Below are 17,632 nucleotides of genomic sequence, written 5' to 3'. Positions count from 1 at the left end.
GAGCGCTCGCCCGGATTTCCCCGGCCGCCCGCGATGGGGGTAACCTTACCCGGGGAAATTAGGGCAGCCTTTACTAACACCCAGCGAGTGTGCGGAGGAGATCGGATGGCCGGCGACGACATCTCGGCCGTCGCGCGTTTTCCCACCTGGATCGGCCACTTCTCCGGCCCCGGCCCGGCAACGCTGGTCTTCCCGCACGCCGGCGGAGCGGCCGTCAATTACCGCCCGCTGGCGCTGGCGTTGGCCGGCGGCGTCGACACCTACGTCATGCAGTATCCGCAGCGCGCCGACCGGTTTCGCGAACCTGCCGCCGAGACCCTGCCGGAGCTGGCTCAAGGACTGTTCGACGCCGGCCCCTGGGAGGAACTCGGCCCGCTGCGGCTGTTCGGCCACAGCATGGGCTCCATCGTCGCATTCGAGTTCGCCCGCCTTGCCGAACAGCGCGGTATCGAGGTCCAGCGGCTGTGGGCCTCGGCGGGGCCGGCACCGGGCGCGGTGGCCGGGCTGCGCAAGGTGCCGACCGGGGACGCCGACCTGCGCGCGGAGTTGGAGCAACTCGGCGGCACTGACCCTCGAATCCTCGCCGACCAGGAGTTCCTCGCCTTGCTGCTGACCCCCGTGCGCGCGGACTACCAGGCGTTCAACCGTTACCGGTGCGCGCCGGAGGTGACCATCCGCGCGGACATCAACGTGCTCGGCGGCCGATCTGATGACCGGGTGGGCACTGACCTGCTGAAGCGCTGGGCCGATCACACCACCGGCGCCTGCACGCTCTCGCTGTACGACGGCGGGCATTTCTACCATTACGAGCACATTGACGCTCTCGCGAATCGGATCATCGCCAATGCCTGACCGGTGCGAGGATCCGGTCGTCATAGTCGGTCTGGGCGTCGAAGCGCCCGGGGGTATCGAGACCGCCGAGCAGTACTGGTCACTGCTGGCTGACGGGCGCGAAGCGCTGAGCACCATTCCCGACGACCGGGACTGGGCGGTGCACGAACTCATCGACGGATCACACCGTGACGGTTTCAAACCGCTCTGCGACTCCGGTGGGTTCCTGTCCGGCGCCACCGAATTCGACCCCGGCTTCTTCGGCATCGCGCCACGCGAAGCTGTTGCGATGGACCCGCAGCAGCGGGTTGCGCTGCGAGTGGCCTGGCGTGCGTGCGAGGACGCCGGCATCAACCCGGACGAACTCACCGGCCACGACGTCGGCGTCTACCTCGGCGCATCCGTTACCGGCTACGGCCCGGACATGGCTCAGTTCTCCGAGCACAGCGGTCACCTGCTACCCGGCACCGCACTGTCGGTGATCTCCGGCCGCGTCGCCTACACCCTCGGGCTGGCCGGACCGGCGATCACCGTCGACACCTCCTGCTCGTCAGCGCTGTCGGCGCTGCACCTGGCGATACAGGCGATTCGGACCGGCGACACCGACATGGCGCTCGCCGGTGGCGTGTGCGTGATGGGCTCACCCGGCTTTTTCGTCGAGTTCTCCAAGCAGCACGCGCTCTCCGACGACGGCCATTGCCGACCCTACAGTGCTGCCGCCTCGGGAACGGTATGGGCCGAAGGCGCCGGAATATTTGTGCTGCAGCGCAAGTCGGCCGCCCTGCGCGAACATCGCCACATCTACGGCGAGATCCTGGCCAGCCGGCTCAACCAGGACGGCCACACCACCGGGCTGCTCACCCCCAGTGAGCAGGCGCAGCAGCGGCTGTTCCGGCACGCGCTTACCGACGCCGACGTGCACCCACGCCAGGTCGGGATGATCGAGGGGCACGGCACCGGCACCCGGGTCGGTGACCCCGTCGAACTGCGGTCGCTGATCAACGTGTACGGCGCAGTCACCGAGCCGGGCGCTGGACCGCGGCTCGGGTCGGTCAAGTCCAACATCGGGCACACGCAGGCCGCGGCCGGTGCGCTCGGCCTGAGCAAGGTGCTGCTTGCCGCCGAAAACCGGGCGATACCACCGACGCTGCACGTCGACGAGGGGTGGCACGACGGCGTCGACTGGGACGGCGGGGAGGGCGGGGGCATCACATTGGCCGACGCCTTGACCGCCTGGCCGGCGAGCGACGGCCGCCGGATCGGATCGGTCTCGGCGTTCGGGATGAGTGGCACCAACGCGCATGTGATCGTCGCTGTCGATGACACCCGCGACAGCCAGGCGGTGGCAGCGTGCTGAACAGTCACCCGGCCGCGCTGCCCGACGGCCGCACCCCCGTCCTCATCTCGGCACACGCCCGCGACCTGGTACAAGCCGAAGCCGGCGCGCTGGCACGCTACCTGCGCAACCGGCCCGCCGGTGTCGGGGCCGTCGCGCAAACGCTGCGGGCCACCCGCCCGATCCGCCGGTACCGCACCGTGATTCGGGCGCGCGACACCGACGAACTGATCAGCGGCCTGGACGCCGTCTACCATGATGTCGAGCATCCGCTGGTGGCCCGGTCGCACCGTCAGGAGGCCGCCCGCATCGCCTTCGTGTTTCCCGGGCAGGGCAACCAGTGGCCGGGCATGGGCGCCGACCTGTTCGGAATTGCGGCCTATTGCGCCGAGGCGGACCGCTGCGAGGATGCCTTCCGCCGTGCCGGGCACGCCTCGCCGCTGACCTATCTGCGCGGCGCCGACGACCCGGATCCGGTGGTGGTGCAGGCCGCCCAGTTCACGCACGCCGCGGCGCTGGCCGCCACCTGGCGGCATTTCGGCGTACTGCCCGACATCACCGTCGGACACAGCCTGGGGGAACTCGCCGCCGCCTACACCGCCGGAGCGGTGGACCTGGATGCCGCGGCTGCGGTGGTGATCGCGCGTGCGGAACTGACCGATCTGCTGGCCGACAACGCCGCTGGCCGCTTCGGCATGGCGATGATCGCCCTGGCCGCCGACGACGCCGCCGAACTCATCGCCGGCATCTCGGGCTGGCTGGAGCTGTCGGTGATCAACGGTCCCGAGTCGGTCGTGGTTTCCGGCGAATGGGCTGCGGTGCAGCAAATCCTGGAACGCGCCGACCGGCGCGGGGTGTTCGCCCGCGAGCTGGCGGTACGCTACCCGGCGCACACCAGCGTCTTGGAGCCGCTGCGCGACCGCATGACCGCGCGGTTACCGGATGCGCAATTCCACGGCGCCCCGGTGGAATTCATCGGATCGGTGTACGGCGGGCCGATCCCGCCGGGAAAGACCTTCCGGCAGTATTGGTTCGACAATCTCCGCCAGCAGGTGCGGTTCGACCTGGCCGCCGCCGCCGCAGTGGCGCGCGGTGTCACCAATTTCATCGAGATGTCGGCGCATCCCACCCTGCTCGTGCCTCTCGGAGATGTCGCCGGCACCGCTCAGGTGCTGGCCAGCACCGACCGTGATCAGCCGGCCGGCGAGGCGTTGGCGGCCAACATCGCCGCCGCGGCCATCACCGACCCCGGTTACCGCTGGCGGGATTTCGCCGCGCCGTCCACCGCGCCGCTGCGCCATTTCCCGCACGCGCCGATGCATACCACCCGGCTGTGGGCCGGCAGGAAGACCCCCGCGCCGCGCCACCGGCTGCCGGTGGTCATGAGCGAACAATGGCAATCGATCGAGGTCCCGGAGGATCGGCCCGCCGGGATGGCCGTCATCGACTACACCGGGCAATCGCCGGAGCTCGCAGCAGAACTGATCGCGGCGATGGGCGCCGACCCCGTGGACCCGGCACATGCCGAACAGCTGGTGCTCGTCGCACCCCCTGCCGACGATATCGAGATCACCGCGGTGGCAACCGCGTTCACTGGTCCTGCCGTGGCCCAGGCGCCGCCGGCGCTCGGAGTCCACTGCCGACGCGTCTGGCTCATCACCGCCGGCGCCGAGCAACTCGACGGTGACCTGCCGCCGCGGCCCCAGGCCGCCGCGCTGGCGGCACTGCACCGCAGCACCGGATTCGCCCACCCCGACCAGACGTTCGCGCACCTGGATCTGCCGGTCGATCCGACCGCCGACGACATCGGCGCCGCGGTGGCCGCGCTGAGCCTGACCGACACCGAAGTCGCGGTGCGCGCCGGCCGCCTTTCGGTGCGCCGACTGGTGCGATCCGATGCCGCCCCGGCCATGCCCGCGATCCCGGAGACCGTGGTGATCAGCGGCGGCACCGGCGCCATCGGGATGGCTTTCGCGGCGTTCTGCGCCGACCACGGCGCCCGCGACATCAGCCTGCTCAGCCGCAGCGGCGACACCGACGCCACCGCGGACCGATTGGATGCCCTGCGCATGCGTACCGGGGCGCGCATCACCGCAATCCGGTGCGACATCACCGACGATGCCGCACTTGCGGCGCTGATCTCCCAGCATCACCCGGCCCCGGCCGGGCTCGTGGTGCACACCGCTTCGGCGGAAGCGGTCGCCGCCGAGCAGATCACCGAGGCAGCGGTTAGGGACGCCCTCGGCGCCAAAGTGATCGGCCTGGACAATCTGGTGCGACACTGGCCGCAGCGCCCCGACGCCCAGGTGCTGGTCTGCTCGTCGGTGTTGGCGCTGTGGGGCGGCTCGGGACACGGCCTCTACGCAGCGGCCAACCGGATGGCCGACACCCTGGTGAGCCGGCTGCGGGCGCAGGGCCGTAGCGCCAACTCGATCCGGTGGGGATTGTGGCAGAGCGTGGCCGTGGTGAGCGGCGAGGAGAAGAACCGGATCGCCCGGACCGGTCTGACCCCGATGGCGCCCGAGGCCGCGATCACCGCGGGGCTCAGCGCCACGCCGAACGACCCGGCGATATTGGCCGCCGACTTCGACCGGCTGGGGGTGTTCTTCGACAGCCAGGGCGTTCCCTCTCCCTTCGACGTCACCGCGGCACCCGCGAGCGCCATATCGGGGGATCGCCCGGTCGGCGACGTCGTGGTCGGCGAACTCGCGGCGGTGCTCGGCCTGGACCGCACCGACGACATCGACATGCATCGGGCATTGGTCGACCTCGGCATGGATTCACTGCTCGCCCTGGACCTGCGCAAGCGGCTGGCCCGGACAACCGGGAGAAGGGTGGCGCTCGGACCGCTGCTGGCGGGCATGACCGCGGCGCAACTGACCGCGACGCTCCGTGATGACACCGCTGCTGCCGCGGCGACGCGAAAGGACTGTTTTAACCCATGACTGACACCGTCGACCAGTCAACCGACGCGACCGAGTTGCGACTGGAGTTGCTGCGCCGCCGGCTCGCCGAACGCGGGCTGGCCGGAACCGCGCCGACCACCGAACCCGCCGAACCCGCGATGAACGACGGGCAGCGCCGGATGTGGTTCGTCCAGGCGCTGGACCCCGACGGCACTGTCGCCAACATCTCGGTCTCCTACCGGCTGTCGGGCCGGCTGGATGGCGGCCGGTTGCGCACAGCGCTGGCCGCGGTGGCCGACCGTCACCCGTTGCTACGCACCACGTATGGCGTCGATGACAACGGCGAGCCGCGGCCGGTGCTGGCAGCGGTCACGCCGACCTGCACCGAACACGACTTGTCCGACCTCGCCGGACAGGCCCGGGCACTGCGGCTGGAGGTGCTGGCCCAGCGCGAGTTCGCCACTCCGTTCCGGCTGGAATCCGATGCCCCGTTGCGGCTCACCGTGATCCGGCTCGGGCCCGACGAACACATTCTGCTGCTGGTCGCCCACCATATCGCCTGGGACGACGCCTGCTGGCCGGTTTTCTTCGCCGATCTGACCGCCGCCTACACCGACCCGGATGCGTTCGCCGCCCGCCCGCCCGCGCCTGTGGTCAGCACACCACCGGTCTCCGATCACGGCGCCGACCTGGACTACTGGCGCACCCTGCTGGCCGAGCCGCCCGACCCGCTGGAACTGCCGGGCCCGCGCGGCTCCGCGATACCCCACACCCTGCGGGCCGGGCTGTGCACCCGGCCGCTGCCGGCCGAATTGATGGACGGCATCACCGATCTGGCCCGCGACAACGGCGCGACGCCCTACATGGTGGTCGCGGCGGCGCTGTCCGCGCTGATCTACCGCTACACCGGCACCGATGACTTCCTGATCGCCTCACCCGTTCTCAACCGAACGGCCGGCACCGAGGAGGCCATCGGCTACTTCGGCAATACCGTGGTGCTGCGTGCCCGGGTCACCGCATCTGACCGATTCAGTGACCTGCTGACCCGCACCCGCGACACCGCACTGGGTGCGTTCGCCCACCAAGGCATCAATCTCGACCGGGTCGTCCGCGAGCTCAACCCGGACCGCCGGCACGGGGGCGTGGAGCGGCTCACCCGGCTCAGCTTCGGATTCCGGTCCGCCGGCGGTGACGGTTTCCAGCCGGACGGAATTACGTGTGTCCGAGCCGATTACCGCGGCAAGATCGCCCAACTGCCCTTGGGGATCATGGTTGAGGCCGGTGGCTCCCACGACGGCGGCGCGCTGATCGAAGCCGAATACCTGCACGACGTGCTCGATGAAGCGCTCGTCGACCAACTGCTGCGACACCTGGTGCAACTGCTGGGCGCCGCCGTCGCACAACCGCAGGCGGCCGTCAGCGAACTCGACATGCTCGGAGACGACGACCGTCACTGGCTGGAGGCCGCGTCTCGCGGACCGAACTTCAGCGCCGCTCCGACGACGCTCGGCGCACTGGTCGCCGACCGGGCGGCGCTGACCCCGGATGCCATCGCCGTCGTCGACGATGACGGTCGCTACACCTACGCTGAGATCAACGCCCGTGCCAACCGGATCGCGCATCATCTGATCGCCGCCGGTATCGGCACCGAGGACAAGGTTGCGGTGCTCTTCGGTCGCTCGGTCGACTTGGTGGTCACGGCGCTGGGCATCGCCAAGGCCGGCGCGGCCTACGTTCCCGTCGACCCCGAATATCCGGCGGACCGCATCGAGTTCATCCTGGGCGACGCCCGGGCCGCCCTGGTGATGCGCGAGCCCCTCACGCCCGAGGCGTTGGCCGATCGGCCCGACACCGACCCGACCGACGCCGACCGGGTGCGCCCGCTACGGCCGGATAACCTGGCCTACCTCATCTACACCTCGGGATCGACCGGCCTGCCCAAGGGCGTCGAGGTGTCCCACGTTCCGATCACCGAGTACCTGACCTGGTTCGGAGACGAGTACGCCATCGACGACACCGACGTGCTGCTGCAGGTCGCCTCGCCCAGCTTCGACGTGTCTATCGGTGAACTGTTCGGCACGCTGGGCAACGGCGCCCGGCTGGTGATTCCGCGTCCCGACGGGCTGCGCGACATCGGCTACCTGACCGATCTACTGCAGCGCGAGGGCGTCACCGCCATGCACTTCGTACCCTCACTGCTGGGGCTGTTCCTGTCGCTGCCCGGGGTCAAACAGTGGCGCACCCTGCGACGCATCCCGATCGGCGGCGAACCGCTGCCGGGCGAGTTGGCGGACAAGTTCCATGCCACCTTCGATGCGATGCTGCACAACTTCTACGGCCCCACCGAGACGGTGGTCAACTCGTCGCGCTACAAGGTGGAGGGCGCGCAGGGCAACCGGGTCGTGCCGATCGGCAGTCCCAACATCAACACCACCATGTGGCTGCTCGACGACGCGCTGCAGCCGGTGCCGGTCGGGGTGATCGGCGAGATCTACATCGGCGGAACACATGTCGCACGCGGCTACTTCGACCGTCCCGGCCTGACCGCCGAACGCTTCGTCGCCGACCCGTGGACACCGGGAGGACGGCTGTACCGCACCGGTGACCTGGCGCGTCGCAACGCTGCCGGCGATCTGGAATTCATCGGCCGCGCCGACGACCAGGTGAAGGTCCGCGGCTTTCGCATCGAGCTCGGCGAGGTGGCCTCGGCGATTTCGGTCGACCCCAGTGTGGGTCAGTGCGTGGTGCTCGTCTCCGACCTGCCCGGGCTCGGCCGCAGCCTGGTCGCCTACCTGACACCCGCGGAGCGTGACGCGGATGAAGACACGGTTGAGATCCCCCGGATCCGGGCCCGGGTGGCGGCCGCGCTGCCCGAATACATGGCCCCGGCGGCCTACGTGGTGGTCGACGACATCCCGATCACCGCCCACGGCAAGATCGACCGGGCCGCGCTGCCCGACCCGCAGCCCTTCGAGTCGGCCCCCTATCGAGAGCCGCAGACCGACACCGAACACACGGTGGCGCTACTGTTCTCGCAGCTACTCGACCGGGAGCAGGTCGGCGCCGACGACTCGTTCTTCGACCTCGGTGGTCACTCGCTGCTGGCCACCAAGCTGGTCGCCGAGATCCGCGCCCGGTGCGGCGTAGAGATCGGCATCCGCGACATCTTCGAGGCAAGCACGGTGGCCCGGCTGGCCGCCGCGATCGATCGGGCGCCGGCCGGACAGACCGGGGCGGGTCGCCCGCCGCTGGTCGCGGTGCCCCGAACCGGGCCGCTTCCGGTGTCGGCGTCCCAGCTGCGCACCTGGTTCGCCTACCGGCTGAACCCGCGGGCGACCGACGACAACATCCCGCTGTCGGCCCGGCTCACCGGCCCCTGCGACACCGCCGCGCTGACCGCTGCGATCAACGACGTGGTGGCCCGCCACGACAGCCTGCGCACCACATTCTGTGAGATCGACGGCGTGCCCCACCAGATCATCAACCCGCCCGTACCGGTCGAGGTAGCCGAACTGCGTTGCCCGGACAGCGATCCGGAAGCGGTCGAGCGGTGGACCCGTGACCGGCTCGACGAACAGCGCGCTGGCGCCTTCGACTTGGAGCAGGATTGGCCGATCCGGACGGCACTGCTGCACCTACCCGGCGATGAGCGGGTGCTGTCACTGGTGGTGCACCACATCGCCGCCGACCACTGGTCGGTCGAGGTGCTCTTCACCGACCTGCTGATCGCCTACCAATCCCGGGCTGCCGGCAGTGCACCGTCGTGGCCGCCGCCGGCTTTGCGGTATGCCGACTTCGCGCACTGGCAGGGGGAGCTGCTGCTCGACGAATCCGGGTTGATCGACGCGCAGCGCCGCTACTGGATGGAACAACTCGCCGGACTGGCCGATGACACCGGCCCGCGACCCGACTTCCCGCGACCGGCCACCGCGGACGGGGCCGGCGACTCCGTTGCCTTCACCGTCTCCCCCCAGGTGCGGGCCGGGCTGGCGGCGTTGGCCCGCGACACCGGCGCCACCGAGTTCATGGTGGTGCAGGCCGCGGTCGCGGTGCTGCTGCATCTGGCGGGCAGCGGCGACGACATCCCGCTCGGCGTGCCGGTCGCCGGCCGAACCGACAACGCGCTGGACAACCTGGTCGGGTTCTTCGTCAACATCGTGGTGTTGCGAAACCGGTTGGACGGCAACCCGACACTGCGCGATGTGGTGTTACGGGCACGCGAAGTGGCGCTGGGGGCCTACGCGAACGCCGACCTGCCGTTCGATCGACTGGTCGAGGCGCTCAACCCGGTCCGGACGCTGTCGCGCAACCCGCTGTTCCAGGTGGTGGTGCACGTACGCGACGCCGCCGAGGTCACCCATGTCATCAACGGCGGAGACAGCGGCGATGGTGGCGACGACCTGGTCTTCCGCACCGTGATGCCGACGTTCGACATCGCGCACGCCGACCTGTCGGTGAACCTGTTCGCCACCAACGCCACCGGCGACGGCGCCGGCTACGACGGCCACCTGATCTACCGCACCGACCTCTACGAACGATCCACCGTGCAGCGACTGGCCGACTGGCTGGGCCGGGTGCTGGCGGCGATGGCCGGCGCGCCGGAGCGCACGCTGCGCGACATCGGCCTGATCGACGACGAACAACGCGACCGCATCCTCAACCAGTGGAGCAAGGGTGCGCCGATAGGCGACGGTGATCCGCAGACGATCGCCGAGGTGCTCGCGCCGAGCCGCAGCTTCGACGGTGTCGCGGTGCGCTGCGCCGGAGCCGAGCTGACCTATCCGGACCTGCACAGCCGATCCGACCGGCTCGCCGGGCTGTTGATCGAGGCGGGCGTGCAGCCCGGAACCCTGGTGGGCCTGTCGGTTCGGCGTGACCTGGACCTGGTCGTGGCGCTGGTCGGGATCATGAAGGCAGGTGCCGGCTACTTCCCGCTGGACCCCGGCTATCCGCGGCAGCGCCTGGAGTTCATGGTCGACGACGTGTTCTCCGACCCCGCCGCGCCGAAGGTGATCGTCGTCAGCTCGACGACCCGTGACGCGATGCCGGACGGGGCGACACTGCTGTGCCTGGACGACGCTGACGTGCAAGCCGAATTGGCGAAAGAGGCTGCCGGATCGGATCTTCCGGTGCCGCACCCGGACGACCCGATGTATCTGGTGTTCACCTCCGGGTCCACCGGCGTGCCCAAGGGCGTGCTGGGCACCCACCGTTCGATGAGCGCACGGCTGAACTGGCAGCTCGCCCACTATCCGGTTACCGGTGAGGACATCCGGCTGGCCCAGTCCTCGATGACGTTCCTCGAGGGCGGGATGGAGTTGCTGGCCGGGCTGGCCGCCGGGGCGACGATGATTTTGGCCGACGACAACGAGTTCCGCGATCCCGAAGCCCTGGCCCGGCTGATCACAGCCGAACGGGTCGCCCAGGTGACCGCGGTGGCCAGCCTCATCTCGGTGCTGGTGGATTCGGCACCCGATGCGGTCCGCGGTCTGCGCCGGCTGGTCTGCAGCGGCGAGCCGGTCTCGGCGGACCTGCTGGCCCGGCTGACCGCGGTGCTCGACTCGAATACCCAACTGCTCAACAACTTCGGTGCCACCGAGACCTCCGGGGCCGCGGTGCGCGGCGAGTTGACGCCTCCCACACCGAAACTCGGCCGGCCCACACCTGGCTCGCAGGCCTACCTGCTCGACGACGCGCTGCGGCCGGTGCCGCCCGGTGTCGTCGGCGAGGTCTACTACGCAGGTCCGCAGATCGTGCAGGCCTACTGGAAGCGGCCCGGGCTGACCGCCACCCGATTCGTGGCCAACCCGTTCAGCCCCGGTGACCGGCTCTACCGCAGCGGGGACCGGGCCCGCTGGAGTACCGACGGGGTACTCGAGTTCGTCGGCCGCACCGACCACCAGGTCAAGGTGCGCGGCTTCCGGGTCGAGCTGGCCGAGGTCGAGGCCGCGTTGCGCGCTGCCCCCGGGGTGGCGACGGCTGCCGCCCGGACCTGGGAACAGCGGGGTGCCACCACGCTGGCCGGCTACCTGGTGCCGGCCGAGCCGGTCGCCGACGCGGCGCCGTTCGTCGCGTCGGTGCGCGCCGCGCTGGCTGCGGAGCTGCCCGGCTACATGGTGCCGTCGTCGCTGACGGTGCTGGAGGCCATGCCACTGACCGACTCGGGGAAGCTGAACCGGCCGGCCCTGCCGCAGCCGGCGGTGGCCACCCGCGGGGAGGCAGACCCGCCGGTGACCGCCACCGAGAAGACACTGGTGGGCATCTGTGCCGAGTTGCTCGGCGTCGAACGCATCGGCCGCAGTGACGGATTCTTCGAGCTCGGCGGCGACAGCATCCTCTCGGTGCAACTGGCCGCCCGCGCGCGCGCCGCCGGACTCGACGTCGACCCGCGGATGATCTTCGAGCACCCGACATTCGCCGGACTGGCCGCCGCGGCCGACCGCCTTGCCGCGGCCGGGGGCGGTACCGATACCGCCGCCGACACGGCGTTCGCCCCGATGAGTGTCTCGGGATTGAGCAGTGATGCGCTGGCCGATCTCACCGCGAGCTGGGGCGACTCACCGTGACGGAGGCCGCAACACAGCGCAACACCGCGTCATCGATCGAGGACGTGCTGGCGCTGTCCCCGCTGCAGCAGGGGCTGTTCTCGCTGGCCAAACTCGCTGCTGAAGTTGACGACGGGGTTGACGTCTACACCGTGCAGTTCGTCATCGACATCGTCGGGGCCGTCGACGCGCAACTGCTGCGCCGGAGTGCCGAGGCCATGCTGGGCCGGCACGCCAACCTGCGGGCGTCGTTCTGGGATGCCGACCTGCCGCACCCGGTACAGATCATACCGGCCGACGTCACGCTCCCGTGGCGCGAAATCGACGCGGCACCAAATGAATTCGACGAGATAGCACGTAGCGAACGCACCACCAACTTCGACCTTGCCCGCGGCCCGCTGCTGCGCTTCGTGCTGGCCCGCTCGGCGCCCGATCGGCACCGGCTGATTCTCACCGTGCACCACCTGCTGGTCGACGGCTGGTCGATGGCGGTGTTCTTCGACGAACTGGTGGCGATCTACCGCGCCGGCGGCACCGACCCGTTGCCCGCGCCGCGTCCCTACCGCGACTACATCGGCTGGCTGGCCGCCCAGGATGTCACCGCCGCCACCGAGCGGTGGCGCGAGTACCTGGCGCCACTGACCGCGCCGACCATCCTGGCTGACGGCGAGCGAACCGAGCTGGGCAGCGTCATGCCGCAGACCCACGAGGTGGCCCTGGATCCCGACGACACCGCCCGGCTGACCGAGTGGGCCCGCCGAAACGGGCTGACTTTGAATACCGTGCTGCAGTTCGCCTGGGCGGTGCTGCTCGGCCGACTCACCGACCGTCGCGAGGTGGCGTTCGGTGCGGTGGTGTCGGGCCGGCCCCAGCAGCTCACCGGCGTCGAATCCATGGTCGGCCTGTTCATCAATACCGTTCCCGTAGTCGCTGCCACTCCGGCCGGCGCCGAGGTGGTCACCGTCTGCCAAGCCCTGCAACGGGATACCGCGGCGATGCGCGACTTGGGCTACCTCAGCCTGGCATCGGTGCAACGGGCTGCACGTAGCGCTGTCTTCGACACCCTGCTCGTGTTCGAGAACGCCCCGATCGGGTCGGCGGCAGCCGGGGTGACCACGCCGGACGGGGTGCAGTTCATCCCGGTCGCCGTGGAGAGCCTGACCCACTATCCGCTGACCGTGGTCAGCTATCCGCCGCGCGACGGCAGGCTCACCCTGCTGCTGGAAGCGGTGCCGGCGGCACTGGGCGAACTGTCGGTGCCGGACCTGGGCCGGCGACTGCTGCAGCTGCTGCGCCAACTGGTCGACCCGGCGCGGCCGCGCGTCGCCGACCTGGACGTGCTGTTGCCCGTCGAACGGTCCCGGCGCAGCTCGCCGGTGGCTGCGCCAGCGGCGACCGTGCCCGCACTGTTCGCCGCCGCGGCCGCAGGCCATCCGGACAGCCCGGCGCTCACCGGTGAGCGCCAGACCCTGACCTATGCCCAACTGGAGGCCGAGTCGAGCCGGCTGGCGCAGGCACTGGCCGGGCGCGGAATCGGTCCCGAGGATCGGGTTGCGATCGCGCTGCCGCGCTCGGCCGATTCGGTCATCGCCATCCTGGCCGTGCTGCAGTCCGGAGCAGCCTACGTGCCGATCGATGTCGATCTGCCGAAGAATCGGATCGAATCGATTCTGCGCCAAGCCGATCCGAAGCTCACCTTGACCGCCGAGCTGTTGGCCGAGTTGCGATCCGATGCTGCGGTGCGGTGCCCCACACCGGCGGGGATCCACCCGGACTCCGCCGCCTATGTCATCTTCACCTCCGGTTCCACCGGCGAGCCCAAAGGCGTCATCGGCACCCACCGGGCGCTGACGTCGTACTTCGCCGACCATCAGCAGCGCATGTACGCGCCGGCGATGGCCCACCTGGGACGGCCACTGCGCGTCGCGCACGCCTGGTCACTGAGTTTCGACGCGAGCTGGCAGCCGCTGGTCGGTCTGCTGGGCGGGCAGGCCGTGCACCTGTTCTCGGCCGAGGAGATGCGCGATGCCGAGGCGATCATCGACGGTATCCGGCGACACCGGCTGGACATGATCGACACGTCGCCGTCGATGTTCACCCAGCTGTTCGACGCCGGTCTGCTCGACGCGCACGCCGCGCACCGCCTCACCGTGCTGGCCCTCGGCGGCGAGGCGATCGCCCCGCACGTCTGGACGAGGCTGCGGTCGGTGTCGGCGGCATCGTCGGTCGCGGTGCACAACTGCTACGGCCCCACCGAGACCACGGTGGAGGCCGTCGTCGCCGACGTCGCCCACGCCGAGGTGCCGGTGATCGGAGAACCGGTGCGGGGCATGACCGCTCACGTGCTGGACTCCGCATTGCGGGAGGTGCCCGACGGGGTGGCCGGCGAACTGTACCTGGCCGGTGCGCAGGTCACCCGCGGCTATCTGGGCCGGGCCGGCGCGACCGCGGCCCGCTACATTGCCGACCCGTTTGGCGCCGGCGGCCGGATGTATCGCACCGGAGATCTGGTCCGGCGCCGGGCCGATGGTCGCCTGGTCTATCTCGGCCGGGCCGACGACCAGGTCAAGGTGCGCGGCTACCGGGTCGAGGTCGCCGAAGTCGAAGCAGCCCTGGCCGCGGCGACCGGGGTGGCGGCAGCGGCGGTGCTGCCCGTGGACGGCGCCACCGGAACGCAACTGGCCGGCTTCGTCTCCGGCACCGGCCTGGACGCGGCCCGGGTGCGGACAGCGGTCGGTGCCCGGCTGCCGGCGTACCTGGTGCCGGCCAGGATCGTCGTAGTGAAGTCGATGCCCTTGACCCCCAACGGAAAGCTGGACGCTGAAGAGCTGCTGGCGCTGCTCGCCCAGGCCGGGCCCGTTGGCGGTGTCGGCGATGAGCCGGCGACCGAGACCGAGCGGATATTGGTCGAGCTGATGGCCGAGATCTTCGCCGGCCCGGAAAGCCCGGCGCCCGGCGTCGAGACCGATCTACGCGACCTGGGCCTGGACAGCATCGTTGCGTTGGCGATGGTGCGGGCGGCCCGCCGGGCCGGACTGCCGTTGCGTCCGCGGACCGCATTGACCTGCACCACGATCCGGGACATGGCCGCCGCCCTGGATGCTGAAGCCACTGAAGCGGCTGAAGCCGGCCAAGCCGACGCCGAAGCCGCCGCGGATGACGGGCCGATCCCGCTGCTGCCGGCCGGCCGTTGGCTCTACCAGCACGGCAGTCCGCGCCGGCTCGGGCAGGTCGAGGCGGTTCGGGTGCCGGCCGACATCGACGCGGGCCAGTTGCGGTCGGCGCTGGCTGCGATCGTCGCCGCGCACCCGGTGCTGCGCGCACGCCTCGACCCGGACACGCTGACGCTGTGCCCGGTCGAACCCGCCGACGTCCTCACCGAAATCGCCGTTGGCGCCGACGGGCCGGCTGATCTCACTGCGGTCACCGAGCACGGCGCCAATCTGTTGGCGGCTCTGGACCCCGAGAACGGGGTGCTGTTGCGCGCGGCATGGCTGCGTCCGCCGACCGGGACCGGCGTGCTGTTGCTGTGCGCACACGTACTGGCGCTTGACCCGGTGTCGTGGCAGGTGGTGCTGGGCGAATTGCACGCCGCGCTGGCCGGCGCAGCTCCGCTGCCCGAGCGGAGTGGCTACCGGCGCTGGGCGGCGGCGCTGGGCGCGCGGGCGCAACGCCTGGACACCGTGGACTTCTGGGCCGACCAGATCACCGGTGACGATCCCCAACTGGGCTCTCGGAGGGTCCGTCCGGACCACGACCGCGCCGGTGACCTCACGGTTTCGGTGGCGGTCGCCGACCCGGAAGTCACCGCAGCGTTGCTGGCTTCGCGTGCGCCGATGCATGATCTGCTGGTGGCGGCGACGGCGCGAATGATCCGGGCCTGGCGGACTCGGCGCGGACAGCAGAGCCCGGCACCGCTGCTGGCATTGGAGACCCACGGACGCGCCGACGACCTGGTGTACCAGGGTCGCCGCGTCGACTCCGCCGACATCGCCGGGCTGCTGACGTCGATCTACCCGCTGCGGATTCATCAGGCCGACCCGGTTGGGGTCGCGCGGGCACTGGCCGAGATCCCCGGCAGCGGAATCGATTACGGATTGCTGGCCTATCTGCGTGACGACACCGCAGCCCTGCTCTCCGGCCATCCGGGTCCGCAACTGCTGTTGAACTATCTGGGCCGCGTCGACCGGGTCGGGGACGGGCCGGCCCTGGCGCCCGACCTGATCGCCGGCCTGCCGTCGGTGCCCGAACCCGATCAGGCGGTGCGTCACGAGCTGGGCATCTTCGCCGCGGTGGCCGACGTCGGGGCGGGCCCGGTGGTGATGACCCAGTGGCGGACGCTGCCCGACATCCTCGGCGACGCCGAGATCATCGAACTGCAGGAACTGTTCACCGGGGCCCTGCGCGACCTGGTGGAGGAGCTGTCATGAGCACCCTGGCGGTGGTAGGAGCGGGCGCCAAGGCGGTCGCGGTGGCCGCGAAGGCCGCGGTGTTGCGTGAGATGGGTGTCGCGACACCGGAGATCGTCGCCGTCGAACGCACCGAGGTGGCCGCCAACTGGCGGGCGACCGGTGGCTGGACCGACGGGGCACACCGGCTGGGAACCAGCCCGGAGAAGGACGTCGGCTTCCCGTACCGCTCGGCGCTGGTGGCGGGCCGCAACGCCGAACTCGACGAGCGGATGACCCGTTACAGTTGGCAGTCCTACCTGATCGCCACCGGCCAGTTCGCCGAATGGGTGGACCGCGGCCGGCCGGCGCCCACCCATCTGCGATGGAGCCAGTACCTTCGTTGGGTCGCGGATGCCGTGGCGCTGACCGTGGTCCCCGGCGAGGTCGATCGGCTGGCCGTGGCCGGCGACGGCTGGGCGTTGCACACCCGGGAGACCGAAGTGGCCGCCGACGCGGTGATGATCACCGGTCCGGGCCAGGCCGAGAAGTCGATCCTGCCCGGTAACCCACTGGTGCTCTCGATCGCGCAGTTCTGGCACCGGGCCGCGGCCGACCGGATCAGCGCTGCGCGGGTGGCCGTCATCGGTGGTGGTGAAACCGCCGCGTCGATGCTCAACGAGCTGTTTCGACACCGTGTCTCGACGATCACCGTGATCTCCCCGCAGGTGACGCTGTTCACCCGCGGAGAAGGCTTCTTCGAGAACGCGCTGTTCTCCGATCCGACCGACTGGTCCGCGCTGACACTGGCCGAGCGACGGGATGCGCTGGCCCGCACCGACCGAGGTGTGTTCTCGGCACGGGTGCAAGACGCACTGCTGGCCGACGACCGGATCCGGCACCTCCGTGGTCGGGTGGCGCACGCAGTGGCTCGTGACGGCCGGATCCGGTTGACGCTGAGCACCAATCGGGGCGGCGAGAACTTCGAGACCGTGCACGGCTTCGACCTGGTGATCGACGGTTCCGGGGCCGACCCGCTGTGGTTCGTGTCGCTGTTCGGGCAGGACACCCTGGACCTGTTGGAGCTGGGCCTGGGCGGGCCGCTGTCCGGAGACCGGTTGGCCGAGGCGGTCGGCCACGATCTGGCCGTCGCCGGAGTCACCCCGAAACTGTTCCTGCCCAACCTTGCCGGACTGACCCAGGGGCCGGGTTTCCCCAACCTGAGTTGCCTGGGCCTGCTGTCCGACCGGATCCTGGGCACACACATCCCGGCGAGCAGTCGCGAAAGCACCCTTTCGGCGCCGCCCGAGGGGGCTTTCGCGACTGCTCGCGGACAAAATGATGAGGAGAAGTGATGAGCACCAACCCCTTTGACGACGACAACGGTAGTTTTTACGTGCTGATCAACGATGAGGACCAGTACAGCCTCTGGCCCAGTTTCGCCGACGTTCCCGCCGGGTGGCGGGTGGTCTACGGCGGCGAGCAGGGCGCGGCCCGCGCGGCCTGTCTGGAGTATGTCGAACAACGTTGGACTGACCTGCGGCCGAAGAGCCTTCGTGATGCCATGGCGGCCGAACGGGGGTAACCCGGCCACGCTCGTGTCGATGCCACTACCCTCGGATGAAG

General features: G+C 70.2%; 7 protein-coding genes. All 7 read left to right on the top strand.

Going from position 1 to position 17,632, the window contains the following annotated elements; genetic code table 11:
• Positions 1–105 precede the first annotated feature (105 nt).
• Genes BST10_RS02810 through BST10_RS02780 form a run of 7 tightly spaced genes read left to right on the top strand, consistent with a single transcriptional unit; the run spans position 106 to position 17,591 of the window.
• Positions 106–852, top strand: coding sequence for a thioesterase II family protein (locus tag BST10_RS02810; RefSeq protein WP_013828475.1), 747 nt, complete (start codon positions 106–108; stop codon positions 850–852).
• Positions 845–2,188, top strand: a complete 1,344-nt coding sequence (locus BST10_RS02805) for a beta-ketoacyl [acyl carrier protein] synthase domain-containing protein (RefSeq protein ID WP_083036300.1) — start codon at positions 845–847, stop codon at positions 2,186–2,188. Before BST10_RS02810 ends, BST10_RS02805 begins: the two co-directional genes overlap by 8 nt.
• A complete protein-coding gene (locus BST10_RS02800) occupies positions 2,182–5,112 on the top strand; it encodes an SDR family NAD(P)-dependent oxidoreductase (protein ID WP_083036299.1) in 2,931 nt (976 codons plus the stop codon). Before BST10_RS02805 ends, BST10_RS02800 begins: the two co-directional genes overlap by 7 nt.
• Complete coding sequence (locus BST10_RS02795) at positions 5,109–11,639, top strand: non-ribosomal peptide synthetase (protein ID WP_083036298.1); 6,531 nt, start codon at positions 5,109–5,111, stop codon at positions 11,637–11,639. The genes BST10_RS02800 and BST10_RS02795 overlap by 4 nt, the downstream gene beginning before the upstream one ends.
• Positions 11,636–16,048 (top strand): non-ribosomal peptide synthetase, encoded by a 4,413-nt coding sequence (locus BST10_RS02790; RefSeq protein WP_083036297.1) that lies wholly within the window; start codon positions 11,636–11,638, stop codon positions 16,046–16,048. The genes BST10_RS02795 and BST10_RS02790 overlap by 4 nt, the downstream gene beginning before the upstream one ends.
• On the top strand, positions 16,045–17,361 hold the full coding sequence (mbtG, locus tag BST10_RS02785) for an NADPH-dependent L-lysine N(6)-monooxygenase MbtG (RefSeq protein WP_083036296.1): 1,317 nt from the start codon (positions 16,045–16,047) through the stop codon (positions 17,359–17,361). The genes BST10_RS02790 and mbtG overlap by 4 nt, the downstream gene beginning before the upstream one ends.
• The gene (locus tag BST10_RS02780) at positions 17,361–17,591 is read left to right on the top strand and encodes an MbtH family protein (RefSeq protein ID WP_013828481.1); all 231 of its coding nucleotides are present in this window, start codon (positions 17,361–17,363) and stop codon (positions 17,589–17,591) included. Before mbtG ends, BST10_RS02780 begins: the two co-directional genes overlap by 1 nt.
• The last annotated feature ends 41 nt before the right edge of the window (positions 17,592–17,632 follow it).

The sequence above is a fragment of the Mycolicibacter algericus DSM 45454 genome, assembly GCF_002086455.1.
GTDB lineage: Bacteria > Actinomycetota > Actinomycetes > Mycobacteriales > Mycobacteriaceae > Mycobacterium > Mycobacterium algericum.
The sequence above is the reverse complement of the archived record's forward strand: the minus strand, read 5'-3'. Positions and strand labels throughout refer to the sequence as shown.